This is a genomic window from Pseudomonas paraversuta (genome assembly GCF_904067025.1).
Taxonomy (GTDB): domain Bacteria; phylum Pseudomonadota; class Gammaproteobacteria; order Pseudomonadales; family Pseudomonadaceae; genus Aquipseudomonas; species Aquipseudomonas paraversuta.
In genome coordinates this window covers 4172501-4193220 of sequence record NZ_CAJFDA010000001.1, presented here as the reverse complement: position 1 = coordinate 4193220, position 20720 = coordinate 4172501, and the positions used below count along the sequence as shown (strand labels likewise).

Annotated in this window: 20 protein-coding genes (1 of these 20 cut by a window edge); 12 read left to right on the top strand and 8 right to left on the bottom strand. The window is 58.2% G+C overall.

Annotated elements, in window-relative coordinates; all coding sequences use genetic code 11:
• Positions 1 to 11: 11 nt before the first annotated feature.
• The 4 genes from JQ848_RS19120 to dksA form a co-directional block, all read right to left on the bottom strand.
• On the bottom strand, positions 12 to 2966 hold the full coding sequence (locus JQ848_RS19120; protein WP_029612818.1) for a sensor histidine kinase: 2955 nt from the start codon (positions 2964 to 2966) through the stop codon (positions 12 to 14).
• Complete coding sequence (locus JQ848_RS19115) at positions 2950 to 3126, bottom strand: hypothetical protein (RefSeq protein WP_003176118.1); 177 nt, start codon at positions 3124 to 3126, stop codon at positions 2950 to 2952. The genes JQ848_RS19120 and JQ848_RS19115 overlap by 17 nt, the downstream gene beginning before the upstream one ends.
• 78 nt (positions 3127 to 3204) lie before the next feature.
• Positions 3205 to 4101, bottom strand: coding sequence for a tRNA glutamyl-Q(34) synthetase GluQRS (gluQRS, locus tag JQ848_RS19110; RefSeq protein WP_202211029.1), 897 nt, complete (start codon positions 4099 to 4101; stop codon positions 3205 to 3207).
• Positions 4102 to 4275: 174 nt separating this feature from the next.
• Complete coding sequence (gene dksA / locus JQ848_RS19105; RefSeq protein ID WP_003439669.1) at positions 4276 to 4716, bottom strand: RNA polymerase-binding protein DksA; 441 nt, start codon at positions 4714 to 4716, stop codon at positions 4276 to 4278.
• Between the two features lie 322 nt (positions 4717 to 5038).
• On the opposite strand from dksA, the gene JQ848_RS19100 reads away from it, so the two are divergent.
• Together JQ848_RS19100 and sfsA are read left to right on the top strand one after the other, a co-directional pair.
• Complete coding sequence (locus JQ848_RS19100; protein WP_003439674.1) at positions 5039 to 6211, top strand: pyridoxal phosphate-dependent aminotransferase; 1173 nt, start codon at positions 5039 to 5041, stop codon at positions 6209 to 6211.
• The gene (gene sfsA / locus JQ848_RS19095) at positions 6211 to 6918 is read left to right on the top strand and encodes a DNA/RNA nuclease SfsA (protein ID WP_003439677.1); all 708 of its coding nucleotides are present in this window, start codon (positions 6211 to 6213) and stop codon (positions 6916 to 6918) included. The genes JQ848_RS19100 and sfsA overlap by 1 nt, the downstream gene beginning before the upstream one ends.
• Here the strand turns inward: sfsA and JQ848_RS19090 are convergent.
• A complete protein-coding gene (locus tag JQ848_RS19090; protein WP_003439680.1) occupies positions 6901 to 7239 on the bottom strand; it encodes a Rieske (2Fe-2S) protein in 339 nt (112 codons plus the stop codon). The genes sfsA and JQ848_RS19090 overlap by 18 nt on opposite strands.
• Before the next feature lie 175 nt (positions 7240 to 7414).
• Here JQ848_RS19090 and JQ848_RS19085 point away from each other — a divergent pair, with 175 nt between their 5' ends.
• Genes JQ848_RS19085 through JQ848_RS19075 form a run of 3 tightly spaced genes read left to right on the top strand, consistent with a single transcriptional unit; the run spans position 7415 to position 10091 of the window.
• The gene (locus JQ848_RS19085; protein WP_003439686.1) at positions 7415 to 8290 is read left to right on the top strand and encodes a heme/hemin ABC transporter substrate-binding protein; all 876 of its coding nucleotides are present in this window, start codon (positions 7415 to 7417) and stop codon (positions 8288 to 8290) included.
• Positions 8291 to 8340: 50 nt separating this feature from the next.
• Entirely contained in the window at positions 8341 to 9324 is a 984-nt protein-coding gene (locus tag JQ848_RS19080) for a FecCD family ABC transporter permease (protein WP_165439510.1), read from the top strand.
• A complete protein-coding gene (locus JQ848_RS19075; protein WP_408003741.1) occupies positions 9207 to 10091 on the top strand; it encodes a heme ABC transporter ATP-binding protein in 885 nt (294 codons plus the stop codon). The genes JQ848_RS19080 and JQ848_RS19075 overlap by 118 nt, the downstream gene beginning before the upstream one ends.
• Positions 10092 to 10324: 233 nt before the next feature.
• Here JQ848_RS19075 and JQ848_RS19070 read toward each other — a convergent pair whose 3' ends face one another.
• The 3 genes from JQ848_RS19070 to JQ848_RS19060 form a co-directional block, all read right to left on the bottom strand.
• Positions 10325 to 10597: a TfoX/Sxy family protein gene (locus JQ848_RS19070; protein ID WP_003439695.1), complete on the bottom strand. Its 273-nt coding sequence runs from the start codon at positions 10595 to 10597 to the stop codon at positions 10325 to 10327.
• A 247-nt stretch (positions 10598 to 10844) separates the two neighbouring features.
• Entirely contained in the window at positions 10845 to 11186 is a 342-nt protein-coding gene (locus JQ848_RS19065; protein WP_003439697.1) for a pentapeptide repeat-containing protein, read from the bottom strand.
• Positions 11187 to 11276: 90 nt separating this feature from the next.
• On the bottom strand, positions 11277 to 12833 hold the full coding sequence (locus tag JQ848_RS19060) for a bifunctional aminoglycoside phosphotransferase/ATP-binding protein (protein ID WP_010656974.1): 1557 nt from the start codon (positions 12831 to 12833) through the stop codon (positions 11277 to 11279).
• Positions 12834 to 12950: 117 nt separating this feature from the next.
• Here JQ848_RS19060 and mrcB point away from each other — a divergent pair, with 117 nt between their 5' ends.
• The 7 genes from mrcB to pssA form a co-directional block, all read left to right on the top strand.
• Positions 12951 to 15275, top strand: a complete 2325-nt coding sequence (gene mrcB / locus JQ848_RS19055; RefSeq protein WP_003439701.1) for a penicillin-binding protein 1B — start codon at positions 12951 to 12953, stop codon at positions 15273 to 15275.
• 16 nt (positions 15276 to 15291) lie between these two features.
• Positions 15292 to 16041: a tetratricopeptide repeat protein gene (locus JQ848_RS19050; protein ID WP_003439704.1), complete on the top strand. Its 750-nt coding sequence runs from the start codon at positions 15292 to 15294 to the stop codon at positions 16039 to 16041.
• Positions 16041 to 16370 carry a YqcC family protein gene (locus JQ848_RS19045; protein WP_202211027.1) on the top strand — a complete coding sequence of 110 codons (330 nt, stop codon included), beginning with the start codon at positions 16041 to 16043 and terminating at the stop codon, positions 16368 to 16370. The genes JQ848_RS19050 and JQ848_RS19045 overlap by 1 nt, the downstream gene beginning before the upstream one ends.
• Positions 16371 to 16802: 432 nt before the next feature.
• Entirely contained in the window at positions 16803 to 18527 is a 1725-nt protein-coding gene (locus JQ848_RS19040; protein WP_010656977.1) for an acetolactate synthase 3 large subunit, read from the top strand.
• A 2-nt stretch (positions 18528 to 18529) separates the two neighbouring features.
• Complete coding sequence (gene ilvN, locus JQ848_RS19035; RefSeq protein WP_003439709.1) at positions 18530 to 19021, top strand: acetolactate synthase small subunit; 492 nt, start codon at positions 18530 to 18532, stop codon at positions 19019 to 19021.
• Positions 19022 to 19071: 50 nt separating this feature from the next.
• On the top strand, positions 19072 to 20088 hold the full coding sequence (gene ilvC, locus JQ848_RS19030; protein WP_003439711.1) for a ketol-acid reductoisomerase: 1017 nt from the start codon (positions 19072 to 19074) through the stop codon (positions 20086 to 20088).
• Positions 20089 to 20233: 145 nt separating this feature from the next.
• Positions 20234 to 20720 carry the 5' portion of a CDP-diacylglycerol--serine O-phosphatidyltransferase gene (pssA, locus tag JQ848_RS19025; RefSeq protein ID WP_003439714.1) on the top strand. 371 nt of this gene lie beyond the right edge of the window, so 487 of the gene's 858 nt are visible here — the first part of the coding sequence; it begins with the start codon at positions 20234 to 20236; the stop codon falls past the right edge of the window.

The window sequence follows — 20720 nt, the reverse complement described above, 5'->3', positions numbered from 1 at the left end:
TCTCGACGGTCTCAGTTCACAGCGGACGTCGCTTCGACATGACGCGGAAGTGTCACCCGGATACGGGTTCCGCGTTGGCTTTGAATGTCAGCCGGGCTGTCGATGGTGATTTGTCCATAATGCTCTTCAACGATGGAATAGACCAGTGCAAGGCCCAGACCTGTGCCTTCACCCGGGTCCTTGGTGGTGAAAAAAGGTTCGAACAATCGATCGATGATGTTCTTCGGAATGCCGGTGCCTTCGTCTTCCACGATCAGGTCGACCGTGTGCTCGCTGGCTTCGCTTTTGACTCGCACGGCACTGCCGGCGGGCGAGGCGTCACGGGCGTTTGACAGCAGGTTGATCAACACTTGGGCCAACCGTTGAGGATCGCCATCGACCCAGTGATCGGGGTCGCACAGGTTGTAAAACTGCACTTCGAAATTACGCCGGTTCAAGGCCAGCAATCCAATCGCATCCTGGGCAACCTCGGCCAGGCACACCGGCTCATCGTTGTGCTGGTGACTGCCAGCGTGGGCAAAGCTCATCAGGGACTGGACGATGCGCGAGATGCGCTTGGTCTGCTCGAGGATCTGGCTGCTGATCTCGGTCAGTTCGCTGTCGTCTTCGCGTTCTTCGCGCAGGTTTTGCGCCAGGCAAGCGATACCCGTGACCGGGTTGCCGATTTCGTGGGCAACGCCCGCAGCCAGTCGGCCGATGCTGGCCAGCCGCTCGGAGTGCACCAGTTTGTCTTCGAGCATCTGGGTTTCAGTCAGGTCTTCGACCAGCAGCACCAGGCCGCTATTGCCCGGGGCCAGCGGTTCATCAATGGCCGCCTTGTGCAGATTCAGCCAGCGGGTCTGGCCGTCGAGGGCCAGATGCTGCTTGTGCAAGTGCTCGTCGGGCAAGTTGATGAACCCTTGCAGCAGCTCGCGCCATGGATCGCCCAGGGTACTCATGCGTGAACCGACCACGCGCTGTGCCGGGATACCGGTCAGCTCTTCCATGGCCTTGTTCCACATCAGGATTTCCTGGTCCTTGGCCAGTGAACACACACCCATCGGCAGCTCTTGCAATGTCTGTCGGTGGTAGCGGCGCAGGGCGTCAAGCTCGGCGGCCAGGCCGGTCAGACGGGAGTGGTAATCCTCAAGCCGGCTTTCGATGAAGTGAATGTCTTCAGTGACATAGTTTTCGCCGCCGGACTTGTAGGGCAAGAAGGTTTCGACCATATCCTGGGCCACGCTGGGGCCCATCAGGCCCGAGAGGTTGGCTTCGATCCGGTCGCGCAGGCGGCGCAGTGCATAAGGGCGGCGTTCATCGAAGGGCAGGAACAGGTCGCGCAGCGCTTGCTCGACTTCTTTTTGCGCCGCCTTTGCCCCCAGCGGCTTGGCCAGTTGAGTGGCAAATTCCTGGGGCGAGGCTGCATGCAGTTCACGCCGTTGCGGGCGTCGCACGTTATCCACGGCACAGGCTTCGGCGGCACTGGCTTCTTCCGGGCTGGCATTGGTAAACAGGGAAATCAGGGTAAACATCAGAACGTTGGCCGCCAGCGAGGCAATGGCTGCCATATGCCAGCTGGTGTCATCCAGCACATAGATCATGTTCAGCCACGGGATGTAGAACCCCTGGAAATCGCCGATCAGCGGGAACAGCATACTGGCCATCCACACCAGAATCCCCGCCAGCAAGCCGGCAATAAATCCGCGTCGGTTGGCCGTCGGCCAATACAGTACCGAGAGCACCCCGGGCAGGAACTGCAAGGTGGCAACAAAGGCCACGATGCCGAGGTTGGCCAGATCCTGTTCGGCCCCCAGCAGCAGGTAGAAGCCATAACCGGCCATGATGATGGCCACGATCAGCGCCCGGCGGGTCCATTTCAGCCAGCGATAGATATTGCCTTCGGCGGGCGGCTGGTAGAGCGGCAGGACCAGATGGTTCAAGGCCATGCCCGAGAGTGCCAGGGTGGTGACGATGATCAGGCCGCTTGAGGCTGACAGCCCTCCCACATAGGCCAGTAACGCCAGGGGTTTGCTGTTGGCGGCGATGCCGATACCGAGGGTGAAGTATTCGGGGTTGGTGGTAGCCCCCAGTTTCAGGCCGGCCCACAGGATCAGCGGTACAGCCAGGCTCATCAGCAACAGGAACAGTGGCAGCCCCCAGCTGGCGCTGACCAGTCCGCGAGGGTTGAGATTTTCGGTGAAGGTCATGTGATACATGTGCGGCATCACGATCGCAGAGGCAAAAAACACCAGCAGCAGGGTGCGCCACGGGCCTTCCTGCAGCGGTGTATGCAGGGCTGCGAGGGCCGTCTGGTTCTGCAGCAGCCACACTTCCAGTTGTTGCGGCCCATCGAACACGCCATACAGCGCGTAAAGGCCCACGCCACCGATGGCGATCAGTTTTACTACCGACTCGAAGGCAATGGCGAACACCAGACCTTCATGTTTTTCCCGGGTCGCAATGTGGCGCGAGCCGAAGAAAATCGTGAAGAGGGTGATCAGCGCACAGAAACTCAGGGCCACGCGGTGCTGCACCGGTTCGCGGGTGAGGATGCTGATGGTGTCGGCCACGGCTTGAATTTGCAGGGCCAGCAGCGGTAACACGCCGATCAGCATGAAAATCGTGGTCAGGGCGCCGGCCCAGGTGCTGCGGAAGCGGAACGCAAACAGGTCGGCGAGCGATGAGAGTTGGTAGGTGCGGGTAATCTTGAGGATGGGGTAAAGCAGCACCGGCGCCAGCAGAAATGCCCCGGAGACCCCCAGGTAGCTGGATAAAAAGCCGTAGCCGTACTCGTAAGCCAGCCCGACGGTGCCGTAGAACGCCCATGCGCTGGCGTAGACGCCGAGGGACAAGGTGTAGGTCAGCGGGTGACGAATGATTGCACGCGGGATCATGCCGCGTTCGCTGATCCAGGCAACGCCAAACAGTACCGTCAGGTAGGCGGCGCTGATGAGGATCATCTGGGTCAGGCTAAAGCTCATCGGCATCTTTTTGGCTCTGCAGAATAAAGGTCACAACGATCAGAATCAGCCAAAGCAGATAAGGCCTGTACCAGGCGCCCGTGGCGTCGATCCACCAATCCATGATGGCGGGAGAAAACAGGTAGATCCCGACAACCAGCAACAGGACCAATCGATAGATATACATCCCGCCCTCACTTTTACAGGCCGCATGCCCAAAAACGTGCGGCGATGGTAACGGATGGCTGGCAACCTGCAAGGGCTGTCAGCGTAATTGCGCTTCGGCCAGGGTGAGCGTGCGCGGGATCAGGCTGGCATTCCAGTGCGTGACAGCCCAGTCGAGGACTTCACGGGGGCTGGCATGGCAGAGGCGATCATCGGTGGCCTGGCCCAAGGTACGTAATGCGCGAAGCAGCAGCGGTGTGGCCTGGCTGGCCGTCAGGGGCGGCGAGCGATACGACTTGCCGAGTTTGTGGCCATCAGGTTGCACGATCAGCGGCACATGCAGGTAACGCGGCTGCGACAAGCCCAACAATTCCTGCAAGTAGAGCTGGCGCGGTGTGGAGTCCAGCAAGTCGGCCCCGCGCACTATGTCAGTCACGCCCTGCCAGGCATCATCGAGCACCACCGCCAATTGGTAAGCATAAAGCCCGTCGCGGCGGCGAATCACAAAATCGCCGACTTCACGGCCCAAGTGCTGGGCGAAGGAGCCCTGCACCCGGTCTTCAAATCCATACACCAGCTCGGGGACGCGCAAGCGTATTGCTGCGTTTTCCATGGAGTGCCCGGCATTGCGGCACAACCCCGGGTAAACCCCGTTGTAGCCTTCGAGTTGTTTGCGCGAGCAGGTGCAGGCATATGCCAGGCCTTGACTGAATAGTCGATCAAGCACCTGGGCGTAGGCGCCGTGACGTTCGCTCTGGCGCACCAGTTCGCCATCCCACTCAAAGCCGTAGCGCTCCAGGGCGTCGAGAATCGCCGCCTGGGCGCCGGGCATTTCCCGTGGCGGATCGAGGTCTTCCATGCGCAGCAGCCAGCGTCCGCCCACAGAACGGGCATCCAGATAGGAGGCGAGGGCGGCAACCAGTGAGCCAAAATGCAGATGGCCACTGGGCGTCGGGGCGAAGCGCCCGATGTAGGAGGGGTTCGAGGAGGCAGTCATGACTTGGATCCTGGGCGCACCCTCTGTGGGAGCGGGCTTGCCTGCGAAGGTATCACCGGGGGGGCAGACAGGCAGAACCGTCCGCACCGCTGGCGCGCCAGCTCCCGCGATGGAGTCGCAAATTACAGAAACAAAAATGGGGCGTTCGCACGCCCCATCTGGTCAGGCCGGCGATTACTTGCCGACTTGTTTTTCCTTGATTTCAGCCAAGGTCTTGCAGTCTACGCACATGTCGGCAGTAGGACGGGCTTCAAGTCGACGAATGCCGATTTCGACGCCGCAGGATTCGCACCAGCCGTATTCTTCGTCTTCGATCAACTGCAACGTCTTGTCGATTTTCTTGATCAGCTTGCGCTCGCGATCGCGGGCACGCAGTTCCAGGCTGAATTCTTCTTCCTGGCTAGCGCGGTCGGCCGGGTCAGGAAAGTTTGCCGCTTCGTCTTTCATATGATCAACGGTGCGGTCAACTTCCTGCATCAAGTCCTGTTTCCACTTTTGCAGAATCTTGGTGAAGTGTTTGCGCATGGGTTCGCCCATGTACTCTTCGCCCTTCTTTTCAACGTACGGTTCGAAACCGCTGAGTTGACTATTCTGTTGCTTAGCTTGTGTGGGCATGAAATGGACCGCCTCTCATTCTTCTAATCCATTGCGCAGGATTGCAACATCACCGACACCTGCCGGCCCTGCGGCTGCAAGCGGGCGAACTTACCAGATCAAATCGGGCCGCGCTACTCCCGGTTGTCTAGCCCGTTGCCAGTGGCCATGTGCAGAGCCTGTGATGCTTGAGATTAGTGGCTGAATATTAATTTTAGCCGAGCTATGACCGATGCTTGCGCTGATTGGTTCTACTGACTGGCAATCTAAGAGCCTATTTAACTCTCCCTTGCGGCGGCGCTTGGGTAGAATCGGGCTTTTGCTTACCCAGGAAGGCAGGCTCATGGCTCAGTCTTACAGTGCGCGCAGTCGCGCGATCGAACCGTTTCACGTAATGGCATTGCTGGCGCGTGCCAACGAGTTGCAGGCGGCGGGGCACGATGTGATTCACCTGGAAATTGGTGAGCCGGACTTCACCACTGCTGAGCCGATCATTGCTGCCGGCCAGGCGGCGCTGGCCGCGGGTAAAACCCGTTACACCGCGGCCCGCGGCTTGCCGGAACTGCGCGAAGCCATTTCCGGGTTTTACCAGCAGCGTTACGGTCTGGACATCGACTCTTCACGCATTTTGATTACCCCTGGTGGTTCCGGAGCCTTGCTTTTGGCCAGCAGCCTGCTGGTGGATCCGGGCAAGCACTGGCTGCTTGCCGACCCGGGCTATCCGTGTAACCGACATTTCCTGCGTCTGGTTGAAGGGGCGGCGCAACTCGTACCTGTCGGTCCGGAGGTGCGTTATCAACTGACAGCCGATTTGGTTGAGCGCTATTGGGACCAGGACAGTGTCGGGGCGCTGGTGGCTTCCCCGGCGAACCCCACCGGCACGATTTTGAGTCGTGATGAGCTGGCCTCGTTATCGGCAGCAATCAAGGCGCGTAACGGGCATTTGGTGGTGGATGAGATCTATCACGGCCTGACCTATGGCTGTGATGCGGCCAGCGTGCTGGAAGTTGATGACAGTGCGTTTGTGCTCAACAGTTTCTCCAAGTATTTCGGTATGACCGGCTGGCGGCTGGGGTGGCTGGTCGCGCCGCCGGAAGCTGTGGCTGACCTGGAAAAGCTGGCGCAGAACCTCTACATCAGTGCTCCGAGCATGGCCCAGTATGCTGCGCTGGCCTGCTTTGAGCCGCAAACGCTGGCAATTCTGGAAGAGCGCCGGGCAGAATTCGGGCGTCGTCGCGACTTTTTGCTGCCGGCGCTGCGAGAGCTGGGGTTCGGTATCGCCGTAGAGCCGGAAGGTGCGTTTTACCTGTATGCCGATATCAGCGCGTTTGGTGGGGATGCCTTCGCATTTTGCCGGCACTTCCTTGAAACGGAGCACGTGGCCATTACTCCGGGCCTGGATTTTGGTCGTTTCCAGTCAGGTCACCACGTCCGTTTTGCCTACACCCAAAGCCTGCCGCGCTTGCAGGAAGCCGTTGAGCGGCTGGCTCGTGGCCTGCAGAGCTGGAAAGGCTGATGCGCTTTTCTCCGGCGCTGGAAGAAGGGCGTTTGCTCAAGCGATACAAGCGCTTTCTGGCCGATATCGAAACGGCTGCGGGCGAGTTGATCACCATCCATTGTCCGAATACCGGTTCGATGCTCAATTGCATGGTCGAGGGCGGGCAAGTCTGGTTCAGTCGCTCCAACGATCCCAAGCGCAAGCTTCCCGGGACCTGGGAAATCAGTCAAACCCCGCAAGGACGCCTGGCGTGCGTGAACACCGGGCGCGCCAATCGCTTGATCGAGGAAGCACTGCTGGCGGGGGTGATTACAGAGCTCAACGGCTTCACCGCGCTCAAGCGTGAAGTGGCTTACGGGCAGGAAAACAGCCGGATTGATTTTCGGCTGGAGTACCCCGACGGCTATGCCTTTGTCGAAGTTAAAAGTGTCACCCTGGGATTTGACGACTCGCCGGTAGCGGCTTTTCCGGATGCCGTAACGCAACGTGGCGCCAAGCATTTACGTGAGCTGGCGACTCTGGCCCGCCAGGGCGTACGTGCGGTGCAGTTGTATTGCGTCAATCTCACGGGAATCGACGCGGTACGCCCGGCTGAAGAAATCGACCCGGGCTACGCAGCCGCATTGCGCGAGGCAGTCGCTGCCGGGGTACAGGTGCTGGCTTATGGTGTGAGCCTGACGTCCGATGCCGTGATGGTTGATCGTCGCCTAGAGGTCATCCTCTGAGGCCTGCAGGGTGATCCAGATGCCCTGACTGTCCTCGTGGCAGTCAATGGCAGTCAAGGATTGCCCGGCGCAAGGCCCGGCAACGCATTCACCCGTTTCTATCAAAAACAGTGCGGCGTGGGTGGCGCACTGGATCAGACTGGCGCTGGCATCGAGGAATTGGTCCGGTTGCCATTCCAGAGGCACACCGCGATGCGGGCAACGGTTTTTGTAGGCATATACCTGGCCGTCGCGGCGAATTGCGAACAGGCGCGTGCCATTGTGCTCGAAGCCGCGGCTGCTACCTTCAGTCAGCGTCTGCGAGGGGCATAAAAACTTCATGACTATCCTTAATCGCACCTAAACCATTGGTCGATGGCGCGGGTTAGAGCGGGTTAGAGGTTGACGTGCAAATGCAAACAATTATCAAATAGCCCTTTGCTCTGCGATCTACTGTTTCCACGGTGTGGCAATTGTGTTGCCGCCCTAAGCCCTCTTTAGCAAGGAACCCAACTGTATGCGCTTGAGTACCCGCCTGATTACGCTTTGTGCAGGCCTGATGATCAGTCATGCCGGCATGGCTGGCGAGTTGCCACAACGCTGGGTCAGTGCTGGCGGTGCACTCTCTGAGTGGGTCAGTGCATTGGGCGCTGAGTCTAAATTGGTTGGGGTCGATACCACCAGCCAACATCCTGAATCACTTAAATCGCTCCCCAGCATCGGCTATCAACGTCAGCTCTCGGCAGAAGGGATTCTGAGTTTGAAACCGGATGTGTTGATAGGCACCGACGAAATGGGCCCGCCGCCCGTTCTGGCGCAGATACGCAGTGCCGGTGTGCCGGTTGAGATGTTCTCGGCGCAGGCCGACCTGGCAAGCCTGGAGGCTACGCTCAAGCACTTGGGGCGCCTGTTGGGTGACGAAGCGCAAGCCGCACACCTGTTCAAGGATTACCAGCAGCAACTGCAGGCGCATCAGCAGCAAGTCACCCGGATCAAAGCGCTTCACGAGGCACCCGGAGTGCTGTTGCTGTTGGGGAATGCGGGCGGCAAGCCTTTGATCGCCGGCAAGGATACGGCCGCGGACTGGCTGCTGACTCAGGCGGGCGGACATAACCTTGCCACCCACACGGGCTACAAGCCGTTTTCGGTCGAGGCGCTGGCCGGGTTGAATCCGCAGGTCCTGGTATTCGCAGACCGTAGCCTGACCGGCGAACAGGCCCGCAAAGCACTGATGAAAGAAAACCCGATTCTGGCTTCGATCCGAGCAGCCAAAAACGGTCGGGTCTACGAGTTGGACCCGACGCTGCTGGTGGGCGGCCTGGGGCCGCGTCTGCCGGCCAGTTTGAAGCAGCTGACGGCTGAGTTTTACCCTGAAGGTGCAGTTAATCCATGAGGACACTGGTCAAGCCTCGCACCTTGTTCATTGGCCTGAGTGCGTTGTGTTTGTTGGCGATCTGGTTATCGCTGGCGCTGGGGCCTGTGAGCCTGCCGTTATTTGACACTTTACGGGCCGCACTGCGATTGGTCGGCCTACCGGTTCAAGGCGAGGGGCTGGAGCAGGCCGAGTTGATTCTGGGGCAGATCCGTCTACCCCGGACGTTATTGGGGCTGGCGGTTGGCGGAGTGCTGGCGCTGTCGGGTGTGGCCATGCAGGGGCTGTTTCGTAACCCGCTGGCTGATCCCGGTTTGGTCGGTGTTTCCAGTGGGGCGGCGCTGGGGGCGGCGATCGCGATTGTCGGTGGTGCTGCTTTTGGCGGCCTGCCGGAATTTTTTGCGCCGTATCTGTTGTCGCTGTGCGCGTTTCTGGGAGGTCTGGGGGTTACGGCGCTGGTGTACCGGCTGGGACGGCGCAACGGTCAGACCAATGTTGCGGTCATGTTGCTGGCGGGTATTGCGCTGACGGCGCTGGCGGGCTCTGCGGTAGGGCTGTTCACCTATCTGGCCGATGATGCGACGTTGCGTACGCTGACATTCTGGAATCTGGGCAGCCTCAATGGCGCCAGTTACACGCGGCTATGGCCATTATTGTTTGTCACCCTGGGGGTTGCCTTGTGGCTGCCGCGCCGGGCCAGTGCGCTCAATGCATTGTTGCTTGGCGAGTCTGAAGCCAGTCATTTGGGGATCAATGTTGAAGGCCTGAAGCGCGAACTGGTGTTTTGCACGGCCCTTGGGGTCGGTGCTGCGGTCGCCGCGGCAGGCATGATCGGCTTTATCGGGTTGGTGGTGCCGCACCTGGTGCGATTGCTGGCCGGCCCCGATCATCGGGTTCTATTGCCTGCGTCCGTGCTGGCGGGAGCGACACTGCTGTTATTCGCCGACCTGATCGCCCGGCTGGCCATGGCCCCCGCAGAGCTGCCAATCGGGATTGTGACTGCGTTTCTCGGGGCTCCTTTCTTTCTTTATCTACTGCTGCGGGGCCGCCACTGATGCTGCGCACAGAAGGTTTGCAGATTCATCGCGCTCAAAAAGTTGTCCTGGCTGATGTCACCCTTGATGTGCGTCCGGGCGAAGTGCTGGGGGTGCTAGGGCCCAATGGTGCAGGTAAAAGCACATTGCTGGCGGCGTTGTGTGGTGAGCTGGCGCCAACCGCCGGGCAGGTCTGGCTGGACCGGCAGCACTTGAGTCAATGGAAGGGCGCAGAGCGGGCACAGCGCCTTGCTGTGTTACCGCAAACCTCGACCCTGGATTTTGCTTTTCGTGTCGAGGAGGTGGTGGGCATGGGCCGATTGCCGCATCAGACCGGGCGCGTTCGTGACACCGAGATTATTCTGGCCGCCTTGCACGCCGCGGATGTTGAGCATTTGACGGGGCGCAGTTATCTGGCGTTATCGGGAGGGGAGCGCCAGCGGGTACATCTGGCACGGGTGCTGGCGCAATTATGGCCGGGGCAAAGCGGCCAGACGCTGTTGCTCGATGAGCCGACCTCAATGCTCGACCCCTTGCATCAACACACGACGCTGAAGGCGATTCGTGCCTTTGCCGATCGCGGCGCGGCAGTGTTGATCATCCTGCATGACTTGAATCTGGCCGCGCGTTATTGCGACCGTCTGCTTTTGCTCGAACAGGGGCGGCCGCGTGCGCTGGATTGCCCGCAGGTGGTGTTGCAGCCCGAGTTGCTCAAGTCCGTATTCGGTCTGGAAGTGCTTGTGCAGCCACACCCCGAGCTTGGGCACCCGGTCATTATTGCCCGTTGACAGAGGGCGTCAGGAGCCTGGCCAGGCGCTTTTTTACAGGCAAAAAAAGACCCGGCAAGAGCCGGGTCAAATAACCGTGATTAGCCTGATGAGGAGATTTTCTGAGAGTCCGAACCAAGGGCCTTTCAGAAGATCGACTGGTCTCGCGACCAGATGGCGTAATCATAACAATTCTCATTTCCATGTCAACAACTGTTTATTGGCTTTTCTGGAAGTCTTTGTAAATGGTCGTTTCAGCCTTTGTTGCCAGCCGATAAAAGCTCCACCTGCCGATTCAGCGCCTCTTTGCGTTCTGCGGGAATATCGTTCCAGTGAACATCCTGTAATGCCCCTTCTATTGCGTACAGCAGCACTTTTGAGGCTCTGAAGCCCCGGGCCTTGACCGCCCGATAAGCATTGGCAGCACCCAAGCGCTTCAAATCCGAAGCGTTGTGAATGCCCACTGCGTGTAGCCATTGCGACGACGTTTTTCCAAGATTTTTCAAATGCTGGAGTTCATCGTTCATCAGCCCTCCTTGCGACGGCGTGAGCTCAGCGTTTACGGGACGAAACGATTCCTACAGAGTGTAGCGCTAGGCGAAAAAATCGCCGTTCTATAGTCGTTTTTGGAACTAGCAGCCAGAGACGAGGCGCACGGATTGCGCTAAAGGAATGTCTGCACCGACTTGTGAGGCAGAGGGCAGAGCGTTTGAATCGAATGGACTTGCCCGGTCGACAGCTGTGATAGGGCCAGAGGCAGGTGTCGTATTTGCTTTACCTGGTGCGATAGCGCAGGCGGGTGCCGAGTTTAACTGACATCAGAATCTCATCTGCCGTCAGTTCTACCGGAAAGTACGCACCCGAAATTTGTGCGTGCGCCAGGCTGGCCCCTTCAATACAGGCGTTACGCAAATCCAGGCCGCGTAGGTCGGCTGAACGGAAGTAGCCATCGGTAAAATCCACGGCATCGGCATTCAGCTCGCGTAAATCCAGTCCGCGAAAGTCTCCGCCGCGCATGTCGACAGGACCGGCAGGTCGCTGCTGGTTGAAGCCGTCGATGTCGTCTTCGTGGAGCAGCGCATAGAGCGCCGAACTCAGCAATGTAGGGCGGCTCATCAGGGTGCCTCCTGCAGGAATCAAGTGACACTATAGTGCCACTACTGGCGTGCCGTGAAACCTTTATGGATGCACGGCACGCCCGAGCAGTTACAGGCCTGGCAGGCGCTGACGGATGTCAGCAATCAGAGTGTCGAGGCTTTTGCTGTTGTGGGTTTCAACCCGCTTGCTGCGCAGAATTTCATCAGCGCTCAACGCCTCGCGGCTGGCTTGTTGTGCCTTGACCACTTCCAGGGTCGCGTCGGAGGGGTCGGTACCAATGCTTTTACGATGTGCCAGCCAGCCTTCGATCACTGCGTCCGGCGCGGTGCAATCGAGGATCAGGCATGGCACGCCGGTGGCCTCTGCCACTTTGGCGGCGGCATCGCGCTGCTCGCGCTTGAGATAGGTGGCGTCAATGACCACGGGGAAACCTGCCCGCAGCACGGTCCCGGCCAGTTCGTGGAGCTTGTTGTAGGTCGCAACGCTGGCGTCTGCGTTGTAAATACCGTCGCCTACCGCATTTTCGGCGGTTTGCTGGCCGAACAGTTGCTTGCGCACAACGTCAGAACGTAAACGAATAGCCCCCAGGGACTCGACCAGACGCATGGCCACAGAGCTTTTGCCTACAGCGGATACGCCGTGGGTAATAGTCAGGAAGCGAGAAGGAATCGTGCTGTAGCTTTCCGCCAGGTTGGCGTACTTGCGATATTGCTGCAGCGTGGCTTTGCGTTGAACCGGGCTGGCTTCGGCAGGCATGCTGAACAGGCTGACTTTGGCACGAACCAGTGCGCGGTAGGCTTTGTAGAAGTTCAGCAGCTCAAGCCCCTGGTAGTCGCCGGTCAATTCCAGATACTGGCTGACAAAACGTCGAGCCAGGGACTTCAGGCCACGGTCCTCAAGGTCCATCGCCAAAAAAGCGGTATCGGCATACACATCGGTAAAGCGGAAGGGCTCATTGAATTCAATGCAGTCGAAGATCACGACCTTGCCATCAATGATGGTGGCGTTGCCCAGGTGAATATCACCGTGGCATTCACGGATAAAGCCTTCGGTCTTGCGCTGTTCGAAGAGCGGTTTCAGGCGGGTGAAGCTTGCCTCTGCCCAGGCTTGTAGCGCGTCCAGCTGCAGCAAGTCAGCTTTGTCTGAAAGGAATGGGCGAATCTGCTCGAAATTCTGGCGAACCGGATCCATCACTGCTTCTGGCGTGCCCTGGTAGTGTTCCTGGGGAACCAGAGGCGCCTGGCTGTGGAAGCGGGCGATCTGTTGGGCCATTTCGTCGATATGGGCAGCAGTCAGTTCGCTATTGGCTTGCAATGTGCTGAGCAACTGGCTTTGCGGGAACTGGCGCATTTTCAGCACGTATTCCAGCGCCGGACCTTCGCCTCCCAGGACGGGGGCTTCAGGGGTACCGGTAATCGGCAGTACGTCGAGGTACAGGCCTTCAGTCAGGCGCTGGTTAAGACGCAACTCTTCATTACAGAAGTGCTCGCGGGCGCTGAGCTCGGTGAAATCAAGAAAGCCGAAATTGACCGGTTTTTTCATCTTGTAGGCATAAGGTCCGGTGAGGATGACCCAGGAGATGTGCGTCTCGATAACCTGAAATCCATCGACTTCATGCGGGTAGAGGTCCGGGTTCTTCAGGGCGGCAATCAGGTTCTGGCTCACGGTTGATCCTTCAAGGTTTAGAAAATTAATGGTCGCCATTATGGCTGCTGACAGCGGTAGTGCAAACCGCCGGGCTGCGCATGTTGAACATGAACAAAGTGCGTATAATCTCGCGCCATGACTCGTACCCGATCTCCTCGTTCCCGTAAAAAACGTCCTTCTGGCGGCCTGCGCCCTTGGCTGGGCTGGGCTCTCAAGCTCAGTCTGGTTGGCCTGGTGGTGCTGGCAGGTTTTGCCATGTACCTCGATGCTGTCGTGCAGGAGAAGTTCTCCGGCAAGCGCTGGACCATTCCGGCCAAGGTTTATGCCCGCCCGCTGGAGCTGTTCGTCGGCCAGAAGCTGAGCAAGACCGACTTCCTCACAGAGCTCGATGCACTGGGCTATCGCCGCGAAAGCGCGGTCAGTGGCCCCGGTATTGCTGCGGTTAACGGCAATACGGTTGATCTCAACACGCGCGGGTTCCAGTTTTATGAAGGAACCGAGCAAGCCCAGCAGGTTCGGGTGCGGTTCTCTGGCGACTACGTTGCCGGGCTTTCGGCGACCAACGGTTCCAAGTTGCCTGTGGTGCGCCTTGAACCATTGCTGATTGGCGGCCTTTATCCGAAGAATCTTGAAGATCGTATCCTGATCAATATTGATCAAGTGCCACCGTTCCTGCTTGATACGCTGGTAACCGTGGAAGATCGGGACTTCTATCATCACTTTGGTGTGTCGCCGAAATCGATCGCCCGTGCGATGTGGGTGAACACGTCATCCGGTCAAATGCGTCAGGGCGGCAGTACCCTGACCCAACAGCTGGTCAAAAACTTCTACCTGACCAATGAGCGCAGCCTGAGTCGTAAACTGACCGAAGCCATGATGGCGCTGCTGCTGGAGTTGCACTACGACAAGCGTGAGATTCTGGAAGCGTATCTGAACGAAGTATTCGTCGGTCAGGACGGACAGCGCGCAGTGCACGGCTTTGGTCTGGCCAGTCAGTTCTTCTTCAGCCAGCCGCTGGCCGAGCTCAAGTTGCATCAAGTGGCCTTGTTGGTGGGGATGGTCAAAGGGCCTTCAGCCTATAACCCGCGTCGTTACCCTGAGCGTGCGCTGGAGCGGCGCAATCTGGTGCTCGACCTGCTGGAACAGCAGGGCGTGGCGACAGCTGAACAGGTGGCTGCAGCCAAGAAAATGCCACTGGGCGTGACCAAGCGCGGCAGCCTTGCAGACAGTTCATTCCCGGGCTTCCTGGATTTGGTCAAGCGTCAGCTGCGCGAGGATTATCGCGACGAAGACTTGACCGAAGAGGGGCTGCGCATTTTCACCAGCTTCGACCCGATCCTGCAAATGAAGTCGGAAGCTGCCGTCGGTGAGACCTTCAAACGTCTTACCGGGCGTAAAGGCTCGGATGAAGTCGAAGCGGCGATGGTGGTGACCAACCCGGAAACCGGCGAAGTTCAGGCACTTATTGGCAGTCGCGTACCTGGCTACGCGGGCTTTAACCGCGCGCTGGATGCTGTGCGTCCCATTGGCTCGCTCATCAAGCCGGCGGTATACCTCACTGCCCTTGAGCGGCCTAGCCAGTACACCCTGACCAGTTGGCTGTCGGATGATCCGCTGTCGATCAAGGGGGCGGATGGGCAGGTATGGAAGCCGCAGAACTATGACCGTCGCTCTCACGGGACGGTTTTTCTGTATCAGTCGATGATGAACTCCTACAACCTGGGCACAGTCCGGTTGGGTCAGGAAGTTGGCGTGCCTAATGTGCTCAAGACCTTGGCGCGACTTGGCGTCGAACGCGAGTTTCCGGCTTTCCCGTCCATGTTGCTGGGGGCTGGCGCGCTGAGTCCGATGGAAGTGGCGACGATGTATCAGACGCTGGCCAACGGCGGCTTCAACACGCCTATGCGCGGGATCCGCAGTGTCCTGACGGCAGAAGGTGAGCCGCTCAAACGCTATCCGTTTCAGATCCAGCAGCGCTTCGATCCGGGTTCGATCTACCTGATCCAGAATGCAATGCAACATGTCATGCGCGAAGGTACGGGGCGCTCGGTTTATAACGTGCTGCCTCGAAGCCTGGCGCTGGCGGGCAAGACCGGTACCAGTAACGATTCCCGTGACAGCTGGTTTGCAGGCTTTAGCCAGGATTTGCTGGCAGTGGTCTGGCTGGGGCGCGATGACAATGGCAAGACGCCGTTCACCGGAGCCACTGGCGCCTTGCAGGTATGGACCAGCTTTATGAATAAAGCCGATCCGTTGCCGCTGGACATGCCGCAGCCCGATAACATTGTTCAGGCCTGGATCGATCCGCATACGGGGCAGGGCTCTGATGCCAGCTGCCCGGGCGCGGTGCAGATGCCGTATATTCGCGGCAGTGAGCCACCAGCGGGGGCCAGTTGTGGCGCCCAGGCGCCTGCGACGGGCGATGCCGTGATGGATTGGGTCAAAGGCTGGTTGAATTAAGCAAAGAGGGTTTGACGTGAATAAGTGGTGGATTCCGGCTGTTTCAGCCCTGGCTTTGCTCAATGGTTGCGCCAGCGTGCCACAGGGTTCGATCCCTGTGGTCGACTCCGGTGTGCCGGTATCGAACAGTGAGCGTGTTTCGTCCCAGCGTACGGCGAATAATTATCCACAGGCTACTGCGCAACGGGCTGCGCAACCGCGGACGATTACCGAGGATTCGGGCGTGGTGGTAATGATCCCGGGTGGCGGGGCTAGCGTCTCGACACCGATCAGCAGCCAGCCCTTTACTCCGGGGCCTATTACCCCGGGCCCGGCTGCCGCGCCCATCAGTACTGGCAGCTATACGCCAAACACTGCGTACAGTGCCCCGGCACCGATCATCCCGAGCGGCGTTCCTTCCGGCATTCCGTCCAGCAGTGGCGCACTGGCTGCCGATGAGCAGCTGGATGGCCCGGTATTGGCGCTGCTGACCACTGCTCAGCAGCAGCAGGCCAGTGGTGACCTCAATGGCGCTTCGTCGAGTCTGGAGCGGGCGCAACGTGTGGCGCCGCGTGAACCGCAGGTGCTTTATCGTCTGGCCCAGGTCCGTATGGCCCAGGGCGATGCCGCTCAGGCAGAGCAGTTTGCCCGTCGTGGTCTGACCTTTGCCAATGGACGTCCGGACTTGCAGGCAAGCCTGTGGGGCTTGATTGCCCAGGCCCGTGAGAAGCAGGGCGACGCGGCTGGCGCGGCACTGGCCCGTCAAAAAGCCAAGGTGAGTCTCTGATGGATCCACGTTTCGCGTCGATTGCCGACCAGTTGCTGCTTATTGAACGTGAATTGCGCTTGCAGGGCTGGTGGGATGAAGTGTCCCCCGGCCCCGAAGCCTTGAGCAGCGTTGAGCCATTTTCCGTTGATACCCTGGACTTTCATCAGTGGTTGCAGTGGATTTTCCTGACAAGGATGAAACAAATCCTGGAGCAGGATCTGCCTCTGCCAAAGGTGTCGGGGATTCTGGAGATGGCCGAGATGGTTTATGCCGACAGGCCGCAAGAGAGTCTGGGTCTGCGCTCAGCGCTGAAAAAGTTCGACCAACTGATTGTCAGCGCTGGTTAATTGCCTGACTGCCGACTTTTTCGGCAGTCTTGCGCATATTTCTACCACTTTGCGCCATTCAGGCGAGTTTTATCCCTCCTCAAGCCAGATTCTTCTACGTTCTCATGCGCTTTGATGGAAAAAAGCGCAATTACTGCTTGACTTGGGGGGGCTGAAACAGAAGAATCGAAAGTCCGCTGTAGAGGGACTGCCAGAAGCAGGCTCTCTCAGTAGATCATGAGGCGCACACCCGCGCCGACTTGTTACACCCGCAACGCGTTACCTCGCGCTGGGTGGGAAAACCCCGCAACATTTGGGGCGCTCCCAATACTTGCTCAGTCAGTGCTGACGTAGTCGGCGACCACCGTCGCTCATGCTCTGCTGAAAAGTAAACCTATTAAGACCCGTTCGCATTTTTGTGGACGGTATTCTGGCGTTTTAGAGGTGAACAACGTGGAGCTTTTATCTGGCGGTGAGATGCTCGTCCGCTTTTTGCGCGACGAAGGTGTCAAATATATCTACGGGTACCCGGGCGGTGCTCTCCTTCACGTATACGACGCGCTGTTCAAAGAGCCGGACGTTACCCACATCCTGGTTCGCCACGAACAGGCAGCAACCCATATGGCTGACGGCTATGCCCGTGCTACCGGTAAAGCCGGTGTAGTACTGGTGACTTCCGGGCCGGGTGCGACCAACGCCATTACCGGTATTGCAACCGCCTACATGGACTCCATCCCGATGGTGATCATTTCCGGTCAGGTGCCCAGCACCATGGTCGGAACCGATGCCTTCCAGGAAACCGACATGATCGGTATCTCCCGGCCCATCGTGAAGCACAGCTTTATGATCAAGCATGCTTCGGAAATCCCGGAGGTCATGAAAAAGGCGTTCTACCTCGCACAATCCGGCCGTCCTGGCCCGGTCGTGGTCGATATCCCTAAAGATATGACCAACCCGGCTGAAAAGTTTGAATACGTTTTCCCGAAAAAAGCCAAATTGCGTTCTTACAGCCCGGCAGTGCGCGGGCACTCGGGGCAAATCCGCAAGGCAGCCGAGATGCTTCTGGCGGCCAAGCGTCCGATTCTGTACGCAGGCGGCGGCGTTATCCTGGGCGGCGGTTCGGCACCTTTGACCGAACTGGCCAAAATGCTCAACGTGCCGGTGACCAACACGCTGATGGGCCTGGGTGCATACCCTGGCACTGATCGTCAGTTTGTCGGCATGCTCGGCATGCATGGCAGCTACACGGCCAACATGGCGATGCATAACGCTGACGTGATTCTGGCAGTGGGTGCGCGCTTTGACGACCGTGTCATCAACGGCCCTTCCAAGTTCTGCCCGAACGCCAAGATCATCCATGTGGATATCGATCCGGCATCCATCTCCAAGACCATCAAGGCAGACGTGCCGATTGTAGGTCCGGTGGAGAGCGTGATGAGCGAAATGGTCGCGATCCTCAAGGACATTGGCGAGAAGCCGGATGCTGAAGCGGTTAACAGCTGGTGGAAACAGATCGACGAGTGGCGCGGTGATAAAGGTTTGTTCCCTTATGACAAGGGCGACGGCAGCAAGATCAAGCCACAAGCTGTGATCGAAATGCTCTGCGAAGTCACCAAGGGCGACGCTTATGTAACGTCCGATGTGGGTCAGCACCAGATGTTCGCTGCTCAGTATTACCGCTTCAACAAGCCTAATCGCTGGATCAACTCCGGCGGCCTGGGCACGATGGGGTTCGGCTTCCCGGCAGCCATGGGTGTGAAACTGAGTTTTCCTGACGCTGACGTTGCTTGCGTGACAGGCGAGGGCAGTATTCAGATGAACATTCAGGAATTGTCGACTTGCCTGCAGTATGACCTGCCAGTAAAAATCATCAGCCTGAACAATGGCGTTCTTGGCATGGTTCGTCAGTGGCAGGACATGAACTACGGCAGTCGCCACTCGCACTCCTATATGGAATCGCTGCCTGACTTCGTCAAGCTGGCTGAAGCGTATGGGCATGTGGGGATCCGCATCACTGATCTGAAAGATCTGAAGCCGAAGATGGAAGAAGCCTTCGCCATGAAAGATCGCCTGGTGTTCCTGGATATCCAGGTCGATACCAGTGAGCACGTTTACCCGATGCAGATCAAAGACGGCTCCATGCGCGACATGTGGCTGAGCAAGACGGAGCGTACTTAATCATGCGGCACATTATTTCCCTGCTTCTTGAAAACGAACCCGGTGCCCTGTCTCGCGTTGTCGGTCTGTTCTCGCAACGTAACTACAACATCGAAAGCCTGACCGTGGCGCCGACTGAAGACCCGACCTTGTCGCGTCTGACGCTGACTACTGTCGGTCACGATGAAGTCATCGAACAAATCACCAAGAACCTGAACAAGCTGATCGAAGTGGTCAAGCTGGTCGATCTGTCGGAGAGCGCTCACATCGAGCGTGAGTTGATGCTGGTCAAGATCAAGGCTACCGGTGCACAGCGCGCAGAGATTAAACGTACTACGGATATTTTCCGTGGCCAGATCGTTGATGTCAGCGCCAGTGTGTATACCGTGCAATTGACCGGTACAAGTGACAAGCTCGACAGCTTCATTCAGTCGATTGGTACCGCGTCGATCCTGGAAACGGTTCGTAGTGGCGTCACGGGCATCGCTCGCGGCGACAAAGTACTCAGCATCTAATAACTAACAATTAGTAAATGGCCTGAATGGCCTGGATATAAGGGAAAATCATGAAAGTTTATTACGACAAAGACTGCGACCTTTCGATCATCCAGGGCAAGAAAGTAGCCATTATCGGTTACGGCTCCCAGGGTCACGCCCAGGCGTGCAACCTGAAAGACTCCGGCGTAGACGTTACTGTTGGTCTGCGTAAAGGTTCGGCCACTGTGGCCAAGGCCGAAGCTCATGGCCTGAAAGTTACTGACGTTGCCAGCGCTGTTGCTGCTGCCGACCTGGTCATGATCCTGACCCCGGACGAGTTCCAGTCGGCGCTGTACAAGGACGAAATCGAGCCGAACATCAAGAAGGGCGCAACACTGGCCTTCTCCCACGGCTTCGCGATCCACTACAACCAGGTTGTTCCGCGTGCTGACCTTGACGTGATCATGATTGCGCCAAAAGCACCGGGCCATACTGTGCGCTCCGAGTTCGTCAAGGGCGGCGGTATTCCCGACCTGATCGCGATCTACCAGGACGCATCCGGCAACGCCAAAAACGTTGCACTGTCTTACGCCGCGGGCGTGGGTGGCGGTCGTACCGGCATCATCGAAACGACCTTCAAGGACGAGACTGAAACTGACCTGTTCGGTGAGCAGGCGGTTCTGTGTGGTGGTACTGTCGAGCTGGTCAAAGCCGGCTTTGAAACCCTGGTTGAAGCGGGCTATGCCCCGGAAATGGCTTACTTCGAGTGCTTGCACGAGTTGAAGTTGATCGTTGACCTCATGTACGAAGGCGGTATCGCCAACATGAACTACTCGATCTCCAACAACGCCGAGTACGGCGAGTACGTCACTGGCCCGGAAATCATCAACGCTGAATCCCGTCAGGCAATGCGCAACGCTCTGAAGCGCATTCAGGATGGTGAATATGCCAAGATGTTCATCAGCGAGGGTGCTACTGGCTACCCGTCGATGACCGCCAAGCGTCGTAACAACGCGGCCCATGGTATCGAAGTCATCGGTGGCCAATTGCGCTCGATGATGCCTTGGATCGGCGCGAACAAAATCGTCGACAAAGACAAGAACTAAGCAAAAAACCTATAGAGAAAACGCGGCCTAGGCCGCGTTTTTTCGTTTAAGCGGCGGCTTCTGGTATAAAGCAGGATCGTTTGCGGGTCGGTCTCGGTCTGCAAGCCTCTACTGAAACTTTCCATATCGTTGCAAGGTAATGTCCATGAGCGAACGTCCCGAAGAGCCAAAACAGGCTTCTGACGCCGATAGCCTGCTGCCTATCGATGAGCATGTCGAAGAAGGGCATGACGCTGAAGGTCGCAAAGTCCGGCATCGTGGTATCTATCTGCTGCCGAACCTGTTCACTACGGCGAACCTTTTCGCCGGCTTTTATTCCATCATCAACTCCATGAGCGCTCAAAGCGCAATGAGTGCAGGTGATGCTGCTGGTGCCAGCAAGTATTTTGCTTTTGCCGCTATCGCGATTTTTGTAGCGATGGTGCTGGATGGTCTTGATGGCCGTGTGGCCCGTATGACGAATACCGAAAGTGCGTTTGGGGCCGAATACGACTCCTTGTCCGACATGGTTGCCTTTGGTGTTGCTCCTGCCTTGCTGGCTTTTGGTTGGGCGCTGGGGGATATGGGCAAGGTCGGCTGGATGGTCGCCTTCATCTATGTAGCTGGCGCCGCGTTGCGTCTGGCGCGTTTCA

What these genes read in the sequence shown, in the direction of transcription:
- JQ848_RS19100 (WP_003439674.1), top strand. Translation starts at nt 5,039, where the DNA reads ATGGCTCAGTCTTACAGTGCGCGCAGTCGCGCGATCGAACCGTTTCAC.
- mrcB (WP_003439701.1), top strand. Translation starts at nt 12,951, where the DNA reads ATGACTCGTACCCGATCTCCTCGTTCCCGTAAAAAACGTCCTTCTGGC.
- dksA (WP_003439669.1), bottom strand. Translation starts at nt 4,716, where the DNA reads ATGCCCACACAAGCTAAGCAACAGAATAGTCAACTCAGCGGTTTCGAA.
- JQ848_RS19070 (WP_003439695.1), bottom strand. Translation starts at nt 10,597, where the DNA reads ATGAACGATGAACTCCAGCATTTGAAAAATCTTGGAAAAACGTCGTCG.
- sfsA (WP_003439677.1), top strand. Translation starts at nt 6,211, where the DNA reads ATGCGCTTTTCTCCGGCGCTGGAAGAAGGGCGTTTGCTCAAGCGATAC.
- ilvC (WP_003439711.1), top strand. Translation starts at nt 19,072, where the DNA reads ATGAAAGTTTATTACGACAAAGACTGCGACCTTTCGATCATCCAGGGC.
- gluQRS (WP_202211029.1), bottom strand. Translation starts at nt 4,101, where the DNA reads ATGACTGCCTCCTCGAACCCCTCCTACATCGGGCGCTTCGCCCCGACG.
- JQ848_RS19120 (WP_029612818.1), bottom strand. Translation starts at nt 2,966, where the DNA reads ATGCCGATGAGCTTTAGCCTGACCCAGATGATCCTCATCAGCGCCGCC.
- JQ848_RS19115 (WP_003176118.1), bottom strand. Translation starts at nt 3,126, where the DNA reads ATGTATATCTATCGATTGGTCCTGTTGCTGGTTGTCGGGATCTACCTG.
- JQ848_RS19085 (WP_003439686.1), top strand. Translation starts at nt 7,415, where the DNA reads ATGCGCTTGAGTACCCGCCTGATTACGCTTTGTGCAGGCCTGATGATC.
- JQ848_RS19045 (WP_202211027.1), top strand. Translation starts at nt 16,041, where the DNA reads ATGGATCCACGTTTCGCGTCGATTGCCGACCAGTTGCTGCTTATTGAA.
- JQ848_RS19065 (WP_003439697.1), bottom strand. Translation starts at nt 11,186, where the DNA reads ATGAGCCGCCCTACATTGCTGAGTTCGGCGCTCTATGCGCTGCTCCAC.
- ilvN (WP_003439709.1), top strand. Translation starts at nt 18,530, where the DNA reads ATGCGGCACATTATTTCCCTGCTTCTTGAAAACGAACCCGGTGCCCTG.
- JQ848_RS19090 (WP_003439680.1), bottom strand. Translation starts at nt 7,239, where the DNA reads ATGAAGTTTTTATGCCCCTCGCAGACGCTGACTGAAGGTAGCAGCCGC.